The 15,297-nt window shown below is 70.5% G+C and carries 9 protein-coding genes; 5 read left to right on the top strand and 4 right to left on the bottom strand.

Annotation, left to right across the window (positions count from 1 at the left end):
- Nucleotides 1-154 precede the first annotated feature (154 nt).
- Together ACFVW8_RS34230 and ACFVW8_RS34225 are read right to left on the bottom strand one after the other, a co-directional pair.
- Nucleotides 155-2,461, bottom strand: a complete 2,307-nt coding sequence (locus ACFVW8_RS34230) for an MFS transporter (protein WP_389697042.1) — start codon at nt 2,459-2,461, stop codon at nt 155-157.
- Complete coding sequence (locus ACFVW8_RS34225) at nt 2,458-2,916, bottom strand: MarR family winged helix-turn-helix transcriptional regulator (protein WP_389697040.1); 459 nt, start codon at nt 2,914-2,916, stop codon at nt 2,458-2,460. The genes ACFVW8_RS34230 and ACFVW8_RS34225 overlap by 4 nt, the downstream gene beginning before the upstream one ends.
- A 336-nt stretch (nt 2,917-3,252) precedes the next feature.
- Between ACFVW8_RS34225 and ACFVW8_RS34220 the strand changes: the two genes are divergently transcribed.
- Complete coding sequence (locus tag ACFVW8_RS34220; RefSeq protein WP_389697038.1) at nt 3,253-6,093, top strand: AAA family ATPase; 2,841 nt, start codon at nt 3,253-3,255, stop codon at nt 6,091-6,093.
- A gap of 132 nt (nt 6,094-6,225) precedes the next feature.
- Here the strand turns inward: ACFVW8_RS34220 and rfbA are convergent, their stop codons facing one another.
- Both rfbA and rfbB read right to left on the bottom strand, forming a co-directional pair.
- Nucleotides 6,226-7,095 carry a glucose-1-phosphate thymidylyltransferase RfbA gene (rfbA, locus tag ACFVW8_RS34215; protein ID WP_389697036.1) on the bottom strand — a complete coding sequence of 290 codons (870 nt, stop codon included), beginning with the start codon at nt 7,093-7,095 and terminating at the stop codon, nt 6,226-6,228.
- A 20-nt stretch (nt 7,096-7,115) separates the two neighbouring features.
- Nucleotides 7,116-8,084: a dTDP-glucose 4,6-dehydratase gene (gene rfbB, locus ACFVW8_RS34210; RefSeq protein ID WP_389697035.1), complete on the bottom strand. Its 969-nt coding sequence runs from the start codon at nt 8,082-8,084 to the stop codon at nt 7,116-7,118.
- A 282-nt stretch (nt 8,085-8,366) separates the two neighbouring features.
- On the opposite strand from rfbB, the gene ACFVW8_RS34205 reads away from it, so the two are divergent.
- From ACFVW8_RS34205 to ACFVW8_RS34190, 4 genes are all read left to right on the top strand, one after another.
- On the top strand, nt 8,367-9,389 hold the full coding sequence (locus ACFVW8_RS34205) for a methyltransferase (RefSeq protein ID WP_389697033.1): 1,023 nt from the start codon (nt 8,367-8,369) through the stop codon (nt 9,387-9,389).
- 16 nt (nt 9,390-9,405) lie between these two features.
- On the top strand, nt 9,406-10,233 hold the full coding sequence (locus ACFVW8_RS34200; protein WP_389697031.1) for a hypothetical protein: 828 nt from the start codon (nt 9,406-9,408) through the stop codon (nt 10,231-10,233).
- An 82-nt stretch (nt 10,234-10,315) separates the two neighbouring features.
- Complete coding sequence (locus tag ACFVW8_RS34195) at nt 10,316-12,562, top strand: condensation domain-containing protein (RefSeq protein ID WP_389697029.1); 2,247 nt, start codon at nt 10,316-10,318, stop codon at nt 12,560-12,562.
- A 184-nt stretch (nt 12,563-12,746) separates the two neighbouring features.
- Nucleotides 12,747-15,297, top strand: a 2,551-nt coding sequence (locus ACFVW8_RS34190) for a beta-ketoacyl synthase N-terminal-like domain-containing protein (protein ID WP_389697027.1), incomplete at its 3' end; no start/stop codon positions are given.

The raw sequence follows: 15,297 nt of genomic DNA, 5'->3' as shown, positions 1-15,297 counted from the left end.
GGCACCTTTCAAGCCCGTCCGGCGATTGAGGACCGGGGCCCGGGGCGGAGCCCCGGTACGGCCGGCCCGTACACCCCCGACCCCGGGATCAACCCGCACATAGCCCCCCCGGGGGGGGGCCGCCCCCACGCCCCCTTTCCAGGTGTGCGAGTTCTCAGTCGTGCGAGGAGGTCGCCCCCTCGTCCGGCGCCAGGTGGACGTCGTGCCGGTCGCTCGCTCCCGAGATGGTCAGCCGGCTGACCGTCGGCGGGTGCCCCGCCGCGACCAGGATGTAGCTGCCCACCGGTAAGTTCGCGAACCGGAAAGTGCCGTCCTTCTTGGTGGTGGCGGACAGGCCGGTGCCCGAGCCGTCGGTGAGGGTGAGCCTGATACCGCCCGCCGGCTGCCGGTCGCCGCCGCTGACGACTCCGCTGAGATCACCGAGGCTGGCATGGGACATCAGCCCCACCGCGAGGGCGACCTGGCGCTCGGTGTCGGTACGGACATCGACGGCGGCCGTCCGGTACCCCTCGCTGTGCACGACGAGGACGTAGGAGCTGTAGGGCAGCCCGTCCATCGTGAAGGAGCCGTCCCGACCGGTGGTGACGGACCGCAGGAGCGCTCCGCTCACATGGGTGAGTATGACCGAGGCGTCCGCCAGCGGCGCCCCGTCCTCCTCGTCCTGCACCACGCCGTTGATCACGCCGTCGTCATCGAAGGTGACCTGGTGCTCGAACTCCGAGGCCCCCTCGCCCACAGCGAGCGGCATGGCCGTCGGACGGTGGGATTCCGAGCGGGCGATGAGTATGTACGGCTCGTGCCCCGGGGCGCGCAGCGCATAGACGCCCTGGCGGTCGGCGGAGGTGCGCGCGACCTCCCGGCCGTCGGGGGTCACCAGGGTGAGTGTCGCCTCGGAGACCGCGGCGTCCTCCGCGCCGACGACCCGGCCGCGGATCAGGACGCCGCCCTCCGCCGGCTGCGCCTCCGGTGCGCCGGACCCGGTGGCCCCCTTGGCGCTCCTGCGCGGGTCGGAGTCGATGAGGACGGTGCACAGTACGGTGCCCACCAGCAGAATGCCGCTGACCCACCAGGCGGCCGCCGAACTGCCGTGCACAATCGACTCGACCGCCAGCCGGGCGCTCGGCATGCTGCCCTTGTGGTCCGCCAGGTACGAGGCCGCGGCGGCGGCCGCCAGCGTGTTGCCCAGGGCGAGGCCGATGGCGCCACCGATCTGCCGCGCCGTCGTCTGGAACGCGGACACCGCACCGGAGTCGCGCTCCTCGACACCGGCGAGAGAGGCGTGCGTGGTCGGCGAGTAGCTCAGACCCATGCCGACACCGAGCAGCAGCCAGGCCGGCAGCACCCCGAAGAGGTACGAACTGTCCGCGGAGAGCGTGGTGAACATCCACACCCCGGCCGCCGTGAGGGCCAGTCCGGGACCGACGAGCCAGCGGACCGGGACCCGCCCCATCACCCGGGCCACGACCTGGGTCGCCGTCACCATCACGGCGCCGACCATCGGCAGAAACGCCACTCCGGCCTTGAGGGGCTGGTAGTGCATCACGATCTGGAGGTGGTAGGTGGCGAACAGCGAGATGCCCATCATGCCGAAGTTGAGCAGGGCCGCCCCCAGGAATGAGCCGGCCCTGGTGCGTTCGGCGACGACACGCAGCGGCAGCAGGGGATGTGACACTCGGGTCTGCGAGTAGACGAACGCGGCGATCAGCACCAGGGAAGCACCCAGCAGGCCGAGGACCAGGGGCGACTGCCAGCCGCGCTCCGGCGCCTCGGAAAGGCCGTAGACCAGAGCGACGGGGCCCAGACAGCCGAGCACCGCGCCGAGCGGGTCGATCACGGTGCCGCGGTGGCCTCGCCCGCGGGGAAGGGTGGCGATGCCCAGGGCCGCCACGCCCAGGGCGATCGGCACGTTGACGTACAGGCACCACCGCCAGCCCGCGTACTCGGTGAGCACACCACCCACGATGAGACCGAGGGCCGCACCGCTGCCGACCACACCGCTGAAGAGGCCGAAGGCCTTGCCGCGTTCCTTGGTGTCGGTGAATGTGGTGGTGAGCAGGGACACCGTGGCCGGGGAGAGAATCGCGGCGAAGACGCCCTGCAGCGCCCGGGCGGCGATGAGGGCTCCGGAACTGGGAGCGGCGCCACCGATCGCGGAGACCACGGCGAAGCCGATCAGGCCGACCAGGAACGTCCGGCCGCGGCCGAACCGGTCGGCGAGCCTGCCGCCGACGAGGAGCAGACCTCCGAAGGCCAGGGCGTAGGCGGTCACCATCCACTGCCGGTCGGAATTGGTCATGTGCAGGGAGCGCTGGGCGGACGGCAGCGCGATCTGCACGATCGTGCCGTCGAGCATCACCATCAGCTGCGCCGTGGCGATGACCGCGAGCACATACCAGCGATTGCGGTGGTCCCGCTCGCTGAGCGCTCCCGTTCCGCCCTGCGTGGTGGCGTCGCTGCTCATTCGGGGCACTCCTTGTCGTTTTCGGACACCGTGCGCAGTTTCGTGAGGAGGCGTGCGAACTCGACGCGCTCAGCGGGCGTGAGCCCGTTGACCAGTTCGTCCGCGAGGGCCTGTCTGCCCCACTCGATCTCCCGCATCAGCGCCGCCCCCTTCTCGGTGATCTCCACCAGGACGGCACGCCGGTCCTCGGGATCGGGGGTGCGCTGGACGAGCCCGCGGCGCTCCAGCCCGTCGACGAGGGTGGTGACGGTGCGCGGAACCACCTCGTTGCGATGGGCCAGAGCACTCATCCGCTGCGGTGCGCCCAGCTCATGAAGTTGTGTCAGCAGGCTGGCCTGCGAAAAGGGGACCTGGTTACCGGAGAAGACGCCTGCCGCGTGACGCAGGAGCGGGGACACCGCCTCCGTCAGGGCCGTGACGAGCTCGGGTGCTGTGATCTCACGGTCTTGGGGCACGCGTGCCTCCATCGTGGGCTATGATACATAGTGAGTACATGCTCAATATATTGACTGGCTCACGAATCGGCAAGCCGCCCGTGCGGGCGGGCCGGCGGTCACGGACACCCCGGATCGGCGCATGCGCCCCCCACACGGGGCCTCCCAGACGAACCGTGCAAATGTCAAAAATCTGCCAATTTCCCTGCACTTTACGCTCTCTCGATGCTTTTTTTACCCTCGACCTAATGAATGTATGATTCAATAAAATTAACTCAACGAATGCGTGAAGAAATGCGAACAAGAGTACACCGCGCAGCGGCCTGAAGAGAATATTGATAACGGGGGTGCTTTTCGTTGAATTCGCTCATTGAAAGGAAAGCCGAATTAACTGCCCTGCGTAAGCTGATACCGGACGGGGAAGCCGGGAACAGTAGAATCGCCGTCGTCAGCGGCGTCGCGGGCAGCGGCAAGACCGCCCTGCTGCAGGAAGCGGCCGACTACATAGCCGACCGGGGCTCGGTCGTCGCCAACGTCACCTGCTCGCCACTGGAGCGGGACGTACCGCTGGCTGTGATGCGCCAGCTCTTCGACGCCCTTCCCCTCGGACCCGAACCTGCCAGGCAGTTGACCGACCTGCTGGCAGAAGGAGTGCAGGCGGGCGAGGGTGCGATAGCCACGGCGATCACCCCGGCGCACTCCAGGGTCGCCGAGGGACTGTGGGGCGTCCTCGTCACCTTCTCCCAGCGCATCCCCGTCGTCGTCGTCATCGACGACGTACAGAATTCAGATGCACTTTCCCTGATGTACCTGCTTTATTTCCTTCGCCGGTTGCGCACGGCATGCATCACCATGATGGTGTCGCATGTGGAGGATCCGCAGCCGCGATTCCCTCTCTTCCGGGCAGAAATAATGCATCTCCCGGCGCTCAGCCATATTCGTACGGGACCCCTGAGCGTAGTGGGCGCCACGGAATTGCTGGCGGAGAGTCTGGAGGTGGAGAAGGCCATCCGGCTCGGTGCGAAATTCCACGACGTCAGCGGTGGAAGTCCATTTCTGCTGCACGCCTTGCTGCGCGATCTGGCTGATTCCGGATCAACAGCGCCCGACCAGGTCGAACCGGTGGTCGGGGAGCATTTCGTACAGGCCGTGGTCACCTGCCTGCGCCGGTCCGGACCGAAGACACTGGAAGCCATGCAGTGGGTGGCACTCCTCGGCGGCAACAGCAACAAGGAACTCCTGGCCGAGTGCCTCGGCACCAGCCCGGAATCCGCACACCGGCTGCTGCGGATCCTCGAAACCATCGGTGTGACCCGAAGTGGACGATTCCGCCACCCCGCGGCCAGAGCCACGGTCATGGACGGCATATCGGAGCAGAGCCGTACGGAAATGCAGCTTCGCGTCGCCCGCATGCTCTACGACACGGGGGCACCGGCCACCCATGTCGCCGGTCATCTCATGGGCCAGGCGGGGCAGGTCGGGCTCTGCACCGAACAGGCGGTGTGGGCCGTCTCGGTGCTCAGGGAGGCAGCGGACCGGGCTCTCACGGACCATCGGGTCGCCGAGGCAATCGCCTGGCTGCGGCAGGCCCACCGGCTCTGCGCCGACAAGTCGGAGCGGGGCGCCATCCTCTTCCACCTCGCCCGCATCCAGTGGCGGCAGTCCCCGACGGCGGCCCTGCGCTGCCTCGACCAGGTGACCAGACCGTTCACGCAGGAGCGGTTCGGAACCCCGTACACCCTGCTGCTGATCCGCTACCTGCTCCTCAGCGGGCGGCACCAGGAGGCGCAGGAGATCCTGCACCGGCTGCGCCGCGAAGCCGACACCCTCCCCGACGGGGTGCGCGCGGAACTCAGACTGCTGGAGATGTGGCTGGCGGTCTCCTTCCCCGCGATGGCCGAGCACTTTCCGTACGACCACAGCGTGCTCGTGCAGCGCGGTGGACTGCTCATAGGACAGGACGAGCTGCGGTGGCAGGCGGCCAGGCTGCTTGTCGGGGTGCTGGACGGTGGCGCGGACAGCGGATTCATCAGCGAGGTCGAACAGACCCTGCGTCCCTACCAAATAGCCGAGGCCACCATTGAGCCGCTGACGACGGGGCTGTCCGCACTGATCTTCGCGGACCGGCTCGACAGCGCCCGTTCATGGTGCAGCTCGCTGATGGACGATGTCGAGGCCGCCGACGCCCCCACCTGGCGCGCCTCCCTCTCCGCTCTACGCGCGGAGATCGCCGTACGCCAAGGCGATCTGAAGGGCGCTGTCCGGCTCGCCGAGCAGGCGCTCGATGACGTCCATACCGAAGGGTGGGGCTTGGAGATCGGCAGTCCGCTGTCCACTCTGGTGCTCGCCCATGTGGCGATGGGACGTACCGACGAGGCGGACGTCCTGCTCCAACTCCCGGTAGCCGGAGTCATGCACGAGAGTCGTTACGGCGTGCAGTACCGCTACGCGCGCGCCCATCACCACCTCGCCGCAGACCGGCCCCAAGCCGCGCTGCGGGACTTCCTCGACTGCGGAACCCTGATGCGTCGGTGGAACCTCGACGCCCCCGGCCTCGCCCTGTGGCGGCCGGGTGCGGCCGAGGCCCAGCTGCGTCTGGGCAACCCCGCACGGGCCAAGTCACTGATGGACGAGCAGTGGGCGCTGCTGGCCGGCAACCGCACCAGCCGCAGTGCCGGAGTGGCCCTGCGGGTGTGCGCCGCGGTCAGCCGGCCGGAACGACGGCCGGCGATTCTGCGACAGTCCGCGGAGATCCTCCAGGGCAGCTGCGGCGACCGCTACGAACTGGCCAGGACGCTGGCGGACCTCGCCCACGCCCACGAGGCCCTCGGCGAGAGCGCGCGAGCACGGCACGCCTCACGCAAGGCAATGCGGCTCGCGCAGGCGTGCGGTGCCGCGGGAATCGTCGCAAGCCTGCGCCCCGCGCAGACTGCGGAGCCCGAGTCCGAGGCGGAATGGCAGCCGGAGTCCGAGACGAGTCCCGCCCCCCAGAGCGAGGGGATCACCGGACTGAGCAAGGCGGAGAGCAAGGTGGCCGCTCTGGCGTCGATGGGGTACTCGAACCGGGAAATCGGCGACCGCCTGCACATCACCATCAGCACGGTGGAACAACACCTCACCCGGGTCTACCGGAAACTGGCCGTCAACAGCCGCCAGGACCTGCCGACGGCCAGCCTCCAACCGCTGGTCTCCTACTGAGTGGCTGTTCGCGGCCGACGGGAGCAGAAAGGCCGTAGGGGAACACCAACCGGTGTACCCCTACTGCCCGTTGTTCCCTGGCCCGGGGGTTGTGACGTGAGGGAGCGGCCCGGTCGTCGGAGCCGATCGGTCTCAGGTGCCGGCCAGGTCCATCACGTACTGGCCGTACTCGGTGCTCACGCCGATCCGCCGGCCTATGTCGAACAGCCGGTCGGCATCGATGAAGCCCATGCGGTACGCCACCTCCTCGATGCAGGCGATGCGTATCCCCTGGCGCTTCTCGATCAGCTGAACGAACGTCGCCGCGTCGAGCAGGCTGTCGTGCGTACCCGTGTCGAACCAGGCGCTGCCGCGCCCCAGGTTGACCAACCGGGCCCGGCCGGCCTTCAGGTAAAGGGAGTTGAGGTCCGTGATCTCCAACTCGCCGCGGGCCGAAGGGGTCAGCTCGCGCACCAGGTCCACGGCGTCGTTGCCGTAGAAGTAGAGACCGGTCACCGCCAGGTTCGACCCGGGCTTCTCCGGCTTCTCCTCCAGTGAGACGAGTGTTCCCTCGGCGTCCGTGACGGCGATGCCGTACCGCTCGGGGTCGGCGACCGGGTAGCCGAACAGGGTGCAGCCGTCGAGCTGCCGCTGCTCGCGCTGGAGCATCATCGGCAGCTGGTTGCTGTAGAAGATGTTGTCGCCCAGGATGAGGGCGATGTCCTCGTCCCCCACGAAATCCCGGCCGATGCGCAGGGCGTCGGCCAGGCCGTCGGGGCTGGGCTGCTCGGCGTAGGAGATCTCCAGGCCGAGCCATCGGCCGTCGCCGAACAGATCGCGGTAAGAGCCGAGGAATCCGGGAGCGCTGATAATCAGGATCTCCCGGATACCCGCGTGCATCAGCACGGACAGCGGGTAGTAGATCATCGGCTTGTTGTAGACCGGCAGAAGCTGTTTCGAGGCGACGCGGGTGACGGGCCTCAGCCGCGTGCCGGATCCGCCTGCCAGGACGATTCCACGCATGATGTCCTTCCGGCTCCGCGTCAGGGCAGCAACGGCTTCCACCAGGAGGTGTTCTCCCGGTACCAGGCGACGGTCGCCCGCAGGCCCTCGGCGAACGGGACGCCGGACCGGTACCCCAGAGCGCGGAGTTTCGAGTCGTCGAGTGAGTAGCGCCGGTCATGGCCGAGCCGGTCGGGGACCCGCTCAACCATGTCGACGTCGTGGCCGAATTCCTTCAGCAACAGCCGCACCAACTCCGCATTGCTCAGTTCGGTGCCGCCGCCGATGTGGTAGACCTCACCCGGCTCCCCCTTTTCCAGGACCAGGCGAATACCTGCACAGTGATCGTCCACGTGCAGCCAGTCGCGGACATTTCCGCCGTCGCCGTACAGCGGCACTCTGTGCCCATCTGCGAGCAAGGTCAGAAAGCGCGGGATGACCTTTTCCGGGAATTGGTAGGGGCCGTAGTTGTTGGAACACCGGGTGATACAGACATGCATGTCGTACGTACGGGCGTAAGCCAGCGCGAGATGGTCCGCTCCGGCCTTGGCCGCGGCGTACGGCGAGTTCGGGGAGAGCGGGGACTCCTCGGTCCACGAGCCGGTTTCGATCGAACCGTACACCTCGTCCGTGGAGATGTGCACGAACCGCTCGACCCCGGCCCGACGTGCGGATTCGAGGAGCGTGTGCGTCCCCAGGACGTTCGTCCGCACGAACACCGACGGCCCTTCGATGGAGCGGTCCACATGGGTCTCCGCCGCGAAGTTGATGACGACGTCATGGCCCGGCAGCACCCCGGCGAGCAGTTCGCCGTCGGCGATGTCGCCCTGGACGAACGTGAACCGCGGATGGTCGGCGACCGGCGCCAGATTCTCCATGTTTCCGGCGTATGTCATCGCGTCGAACGCGGTGATCTCCATGTCCGGGAACGCGGAACCAGGATACGCGAGGGAGTTCCGGACGAAAGCCGATCCGATGAAACCGGCCGCCCCGGTCACTAGGGCACGCATTGATTTTCTCCCTGGTTGCCCGAACAAGTGGGCGCCACTGTAATGAGGGACCGGGCGGTGGTCCATACCCCTTATCCGGCATCACGAAGCAGGCCTTGTCTAGGGGTTCGTAAGGGTTCAGTTCGGGTGGGGGTGGGTCCATAGGTTTTTTCTGGGGCAGGCCACGAAGCCGCCCCTGCACGACAGGACGGCGACCCCGGCCCGCACGGCCGGCTCGTGGCCCGCTGTGGTGGCCGGCCGCCTCCCTGGGACAGGCCGTCAGAACCCGACGAAGGGACGACCGTGGAAATCAGCCTCATGGGCCTGGCAGGAATGGGCTGGATCGCGAAGTCCCTGACCGCTGCGGCGGAACTGCGCCTCGCCGACCATCTCGACGGCACGCCGATGACCGCGGAGGAGCTCGCCAAGGAGACCGGCACCCAGCCGGACACACTTGAGGCGCTGCTGCGGATCCTGTCCGCGCTCGGCGTCTTCCGCCGCGACGAGGCCGACGCCTACCGCAACACGGCGCTGTCCGATCAACTCCGCGACGACCACCCGCAGTCGATGCGGCACTACGTGATGCTCTCCGGCGGCCTGTACGCCGACACGTTCACCGCCCTCACGCACACCCTGCGCACCGGCGAGTCCGCCTTCCGCCACCTGCACGGCACCCGCATCTACGAGTACCTGGAGCAGCACCCCGCCGACGCCGACCTGTACGACCGGGCCATGGCGGACCTGGCCAGGCCCGTCGCCGCGGCGCTCGCCGACGCCTACGACTTCCAGGACGTCCGCGGCGTGCTCGACATCGGCGGCAACAGCGGAGAACTGCTCAAGGGCCTGCTCACCGCCCACCCGCACCTGACCGGCACGTGCCTGGACCGGCCCGACGTCTGTACCCGTGCCACCGCGGAGCTGACCGCCTCCGGCCCCGAGGACCTCGCCGAACGGCTCACCTACCAGCCGGGAGACTTCCTTCAGGAGGTGCCCGCCGGCGCGGACCTGTACACCGTCAAGAACGTGCTGCACAACTGGAACCACGAGAACAGCGTCGTGATCCTCACCCGTATCCGGGAGGCCATGGAGCGCACCGGCGCCGGCCGGCCCGCCGGACAGGGCCCCCGGCTGCTCGTCATCGAGCCCCTGATCGAGAACGACTTCGACTGGATGCGCGTGCTGTTCCAGATGGTCGTCTGCGAGGACGGAACCCGCGGCCGTACCGACGAGGTCCAGCGGACCCAGATCGCCGAGGCCGGCCTCGACGTGCTCGACACGCTCCGCCTCTCCACGGGCCACACAGCCCACATCTGCGCCGCCCGCTGAAGGAGACCCCGTGACCGTGCCGCAGCCCCTTCTGACCACCGCAGCGCCCTCCTGGAGGACCCTCAACGAGGGCAGCGGCGCCGAACCCCTCGTCCTGGCAGTTGACTTCGCCGTCTCCGGGCGGCCCGAGTCCACGTTCGGCGACCTCGGCCGCCTCCTCCCCCCGAGCGTCCCGCTCCGGGAGTCCCGGCAGCCACGGCCGGAGCAGGGCCGCACCTTCGACGGCGAGGACTTCGCGTCGTACTGGGTACGGGGCGTGCGCGAGACCGGCCGCCCCGTGCGCGCCGTACTCGGCTACTGCGTCGGTGGCCTGTACGCGGCCCGCGTCGCTCAGCTCCTCGCGTCGGAGCAGGACGAGGCACCGGCCGTCATCCTGCTCGACCCCGAACCGCCCCACCAAGCGGGCATGGTCGCGGACTTCCGCGCCGCCGTGGCAGGGCTGAACTCCGTGCTCAGCCCGCAGGAGTCCGCCCTGGCCGGGCAGGCGGCCCAGGAGGCAGCCGGGCAGAGCGACGGTGTCGCCGCTCTCGGCGCCGCGCTCACCGAGGTCTTCGCCGATATCACCGGGGCCGCCTTCGCCCGGGCCGAGATGCCCGCCGAACTCGCCGGCGAACTCAGCGACGCCTACGCGGCGTTCGTCACCTACATCGCCGCGGCCGCCGTGTTCGACCCGGCCGTGCTGTGGGCCGGCGCCACCGCGCTGACCACACCTGCGGCCGACCCGCAGGCCCGGCACGCCGGACGGGTCGTCCCCGTGGACGTGGCCCACGAGGACCTCCTGCGCAGCCCCGCGACCGCGGACGCCGTCACCGGACTGCTCGACCCGTCGCGTCCGCGGAGCTAGCTTCACCCGGTCGGAGCGACAGACGCCGGCGCCGGACCGTGCCGACCGCGACCATCGACCACCATCGAAAGGGTGACCCACTGTGCAGTCAGCCGAGAAGGCGAAGCCGGCCGACGGGGCCGCGGCGGCTCTGCTTGCCGCACTGACCCACAAGCGGCGGCTGGACGCGGCCACACCCAAGGAGAACGCCTTGTGGCTGCTGGACGGGCTGTTGCCCGAGGCCGGTGTCAATAACGTTCCCTTCGCCGTCCGCGTGGAAGGACAGCTCGACACCGTCGCTCTCCAGGCGGCAATCGACGCGGTGGTGCGCCGCCACGAGGTGCTGCGCACGGCCTATCTCGACCGTCGGGCCGGCCTCGTACGCGAGGTGCTCGGCGAGGACACCCCCGCTCCGCGCGTCGAGATCCACGAGACGGTCGCCGGCATACCGGAGAAGGCGCTGCAGGAGTTCGCCGCGGCCCCGATCCGGTGCGACGGCCGACTGATGCTGCGCGTGGCCGTCTTCCGGGGGCCGGATGCCGACACCCTCGCCGTGGTGGCCCACCACCTCGTCTTCGACGCGGCCTCCGTACCGGTCCTGATCGCCGAACTCGCCGCCGCCTACGATGCCTGCGCCAAGGGCCGCGACCTGCCCGCAGGTCTGCGTGCCCCCGTCCCCGCCCTGCGGGACCCCGCACCCCGCGAGGAGAGCCTCGCCTACTGGCGCACCGCGCTCGACGGCTTCGACCCGTCCGGTCTCGACCTGGACTGCACGCGCCCCGCACCGGCCCGGGCCACGCTGGCGGGCAGCACCGTCCTGCACGTCCTGGACGACGAGACGCGGGACCTGGTGCGCGGGCTCCAGCGCACCCTGCGGGCACCTGAGGCCGTCATCCTTCTCACCGCCTTCTGCCTGCTGCTCGCGGCGCACGGAGCGGGCCCCGACCTCGTCGTCGGATCCCCGGTCAACATCCGGCCGCCCGATGAGCAGTCCGCGATCGGCTACCACGTCAACACTCTGCCGCTACGGCTGACCGTCGACTCCGGCCGCGGCTTCCGCGACCTGGTGAAGGCGGCGCGCACCGCCTTCTTCGGCGCGCTCGGCCACAGCGACGTACCTGTGGACGCCATCGCTCACGAGACCGCCCGCGAGACGGTCTCCTGGCGCGACACCCTCTTCCAGCACATGTTCAACTACGTGCCCGTGGAGCCCGCCCGCGACCTCACTCTGGGAGAGTTCCCGGCCCGGCCGCTGCACGTCGAGACCGGGTTCAGCAAGTTCGACCTGGAGCTGTTCGTGCAATCCGGCGCCGACCACATCGGTCTGCGTGTCCTGTACTGCTCCGAGGCGCTCGACCGCGCCGACGCCGAGGCCCTGGCCCACCGATACGCGACACTGCTGCACTCCCTCGCCGCCGAACCCGACCGGCCCGTCGGCGAGATGGACGTGTGGAGTGCCGAGGACCGTTCACTGCCCGGTCCGGGCACGGCACGGTCCGTGCCGGCCACCGCGGTCGAGGCCGACCGCGACCTCGACGCGTTCCGTACCTCCCCCGACGGCCCGGCGCTCGGCCTCCGGGACGCGGCGGCCCGCTGCGTGGCCGAAGGCGGCTACCCCGGTGTGGTCCACCCGCTCGAAGCCCGGCACATCGCCGTCATCGGACAGGCAGGCAACCGGCTCCCTGCCGGGGTGCGCGGCGAGGTGTGCCTCGTACGGCCTGACGGGGCCACTCATGTGGCCACCGGCTGGACCGGCAGCCGGCGCCGTGACGGCGCGCTGGAGCTGTACGGGCACGCGGAGCGCGTGGTCCTGCTGCACGGCCGGGCGGTTCACCCCGAGCGGGTGGAGGCCGTACTGACTGCGCATCCGGAGGTTGCTGAGGCGGCGTTGACCGTCGCGGACGGGACGGCGCTCGCCTTCGTCACCGCGGACGAGCGGCCCGGTCTCATGGACGACCTCACCGCTCACGCGGCCCGGCTGCTGCCGCGCGCGGCGCAGCCGGCCCGGGTGATCCGCACCGACGCTCTGCCACCGCACCCCGACGGCGGCTGGGACACGGCGGCGCTCCTGGCCCTCGCCGCGGCCGCCGAGTCGGAGAGCGAGCAGAACGACCCCGGTGGGCTGGCAGCAGACCTGGGCGGTCTGTGGCGCGACCTCCTGGGCCTCACGGAACCCGCCGCCGCCGACGCCAACTTCTTCGCGCTCGGCGGGCATTCGCTGCTCGGTACCCAGTTGGTGCAGCGCGTAGGCGAGGTGACCGGGACCCGGATCCAGCTGGCCGACCTGTTCGACAACCCGACACCCCGCAGCCTCGCGCGGCACATGCAGGCGTTGCGCGACGACAGCTGACCCGCGGGCCGGCCCGGTCACCCGCCGGCCCGAAGACCGACCGACCACATCTGAGCGCCACGCAAGTGGCCGGGCCTCCGCCGCGTCCCCCGGCGGCGGGGGCCCCCAGCCGTCACCGAAGCGGCGGCCGCGGGCCGTCGATGCCACAGACCTGTGTGAAGAGAACGACGACGGGAGCGACAACGTGTCCGAACACCGAGGCAGCGCAGGCGGCTCCGCACTGTTCCCCCGGACAGGGACCATGCTGCCCTGGGTCCTGGCCGGCCCGGGCGCCGCCGCCGTACGGGCCCGCGCCGAGGCTCTGCGCACGCATCTCGACGCGACCGCCGGCTGGGCGCCGTCCGGGGTCGGACACGCCCTCGTCACGGGGGCCGGGGCGGGAAGCCACCGGGCCGTCGTGCTCGCCGGGGACCGTGACCGGACCCTGGAGGCACTCGCCGCGCTGGCCGCCGGCGCCGACCACCCGGCGGTCGTCACCACCACCGGCCCGGTCTCCCCGGCCGGGCCGGTTCTCGTCTTCCCCGGGCAAGGCTCGCAGTGGACCGGAATGGCTCGCGAACTCCGCGACACCTCACCGGTGTTCGCCCGCAAGCTGCACGACTGCGCCGACGCGCTCGCCCCCTATCTGGACCACTCCCTGCTGGACTCCGTGACGGGCGGAGCCGGCGGTCCCCTGTCGACCGGCGCCGACGTGGTGCAGCCGGCGCTGTTCGCGGTGATGGTGGCGCTGGCCGACCTGTGGAGCGCGGCCGGAGCCGCCCCCGGCGCCGTACTCGGACACAGCCTCGGTGAACTGGCCGCCGCGCATGTCTCCGGGGCACTGTCCCTGGACGACAGTGCGCGGGTCGTGGCCCGCTGGAGCCAGGCGCAGGCCACCCTCGCCGGGCACGGCGACATGGTGTCGGTGCTGTTGCCCGCCGGCGAACTCGCCGACCTGCTCGATCGGCGCTGGCCGGGCAGGCTGGTTGTCGCCGTGGAGAACAGCCCCGGTTCGGCCGTCGCCTCCGGTGACGCGGACGCGGCGGCTGAACTCATCGCCCAACTCACCTCCGAGGGCATCCACGCCCGGCGCATCGACGTGGGGCTGGCCGCGCACTCCTCGCACACCGACGCGATCCTCCCCCGCGTGCGCGAGGACATCGCCCCCATCCGCGCCCACGTCCCCCGCATCCCCGTCTACTCCGCGCTGCACGGCGGAGCGCTGGACGGCACGCCCATGGGCGCCGACTACTGGTGCCGCAACCTGCGCACCACCGTCCGCTTCGCCGATGCCACCCGCGCTGCCCTGGAAGCCGGGCACACCACGTTCGTCGAGGTCAGCCCGCACCCGGTGCTGACCACCGCCATGGAGGTCTCCGCGACCGGGGCGGCCCGTCCGGCCACCGTCCTCGGCACCCTGCGCCGTGGCGAGGGCGGTCCGTCCCGCTTCGTCACGTCGCTGGCGGAACTGTACGTGTCCGGCGGAAACGCAGACCTGCGGACCGTCCTGCCCGATGCGGAGGCCGTACCACTGCCGGAGGCGGTCCACACCGCCGAGCCGCGCGAAGGGGCCGCAGACGGCGGAGCCCCGCACGAGTCGTTGCACACACGTCTGACCCCGCTCGACCCGGCCGAGCGCCACGCGCATCTGCTGACCGTGGTACGGGAGTGCACCGCCGCGGCACTCCACGGCGACGACGAGAGTCCCATCGACGGCCGGCGCACCTTCCGGGACCTCGGCATCACCTCGCTCGCCGCCGTCGGCGTCCGCGACCGGCTGCACTCCGTGACCGGGCTGCGGCTCTCCCCGACCGTCGTCTTCGACCACCCCACGCCCGACGCGCTCGCCGCCCGCCTGGCCGCCGAACTGTTCGGCACCGCGGCCGGCGCCGAGCCCGCCCCGGCCGTCGGGCGCCGGTCCGCGCTGCACGACGAGCCCATCGCGATCGTCGGCATGGCCTGCCGTTATCCGGGTGGTGTGGGCTCCCCCGCCGACCTGTGGCGCACGGTCCTCGCCAGTGTCGACGCGGTCGGTCCACTGCCCACGGACCGCGGCTGGAACATCGCGGACGGCTACGACCCCGAGATGGGCGGACCCGGCCGGTTCTCCCAGCGCGAGGGCGGATTCCTGCACGATGCCGCCGAGTTCGACGCCGAGTTCTTCGGGATCTCGCCGCGCGAGGCGGTCGCCATGGACCCGCAGCAGCGGCTCGCCCTGGAGGCCGCCTGGGAGGCGATCGAGGACGCCGGACTCGACGCGCACGCACTCAAGGGCTCCCGCACCGGGGTGTTCCTCGGCCTGATCACCCAGGACTACGGCCCCCGCGCCGGCGAGCCCACCGCGCAGGCCGGCGCCGTCGAGGGCCATCTGTTCCTCGGCTCCACCGGCAGTGTCGCCTCCGGCCGCCTGTCCTACGTGCTCGGCCTGGAGGGGCCGTCACTGACCATCGACACCGCCTGCTCCTCGTCGCTGGTCGCCTTGCACGAGGCGTGCCAGGCGCTGCGGGTCGGTGAGTGCGACATGGCCCTGACCGGCGGTGTCACCGTGATGCCGAGCACCGGTCTCCTCGTCGAGTTCTCCCGCCAGCGGGGCCTGTCCCCCGACGGGCGGTGCAAGGCGTTCTCCGCGTCCGCCGACGGTTTCGGCCTGGCCGAGGGCGCCGGCATGCTCGTCGTGGAGCGGCTGTCGGACGCGCGGCGCCTGGGTCACCGGGTACTGGCGGTGGTGCGGGGCAGCGCGGTCAACCAGGACGGTG

Origin of the sequence: Streptomyces sp. NPDC058221, assembly GCF_042882365.1 — a bacterium.
GTDB lineage: Bacteria > Actinomycetota > Actinomycetes > Streptomycetales > Streptomycetaceae > Streptomyces.
This window is presented reverse-complemented; position numbering and strand designations above follow the sequence as displayed.

Bases quoted from the DNA above. Each gene is read 5' to 3' on its own strand.
- ACFVW8_RS34230 (WP_389697042.1), bottom strand. From the start codon at position 2,461: ATGAGCAGCGACGCCACCACGCAGGGCGGAACGGGAGCGCTCAGCGAG.
- rfbA (WP_389697036.1), bottom strand. From the start codon at position 7,095: ATGCGTGGAATCGTCCTGGCAGGCGGATCCGGCACGCGGCTGAGGCCC.
- rfbB (WP_389697035.1), bottom strand. From the start codon at position 8,084: ATGCGTGCCCTAGTGACCGGGGCGGCCGGTTTCATCGGATCGGCTTTC.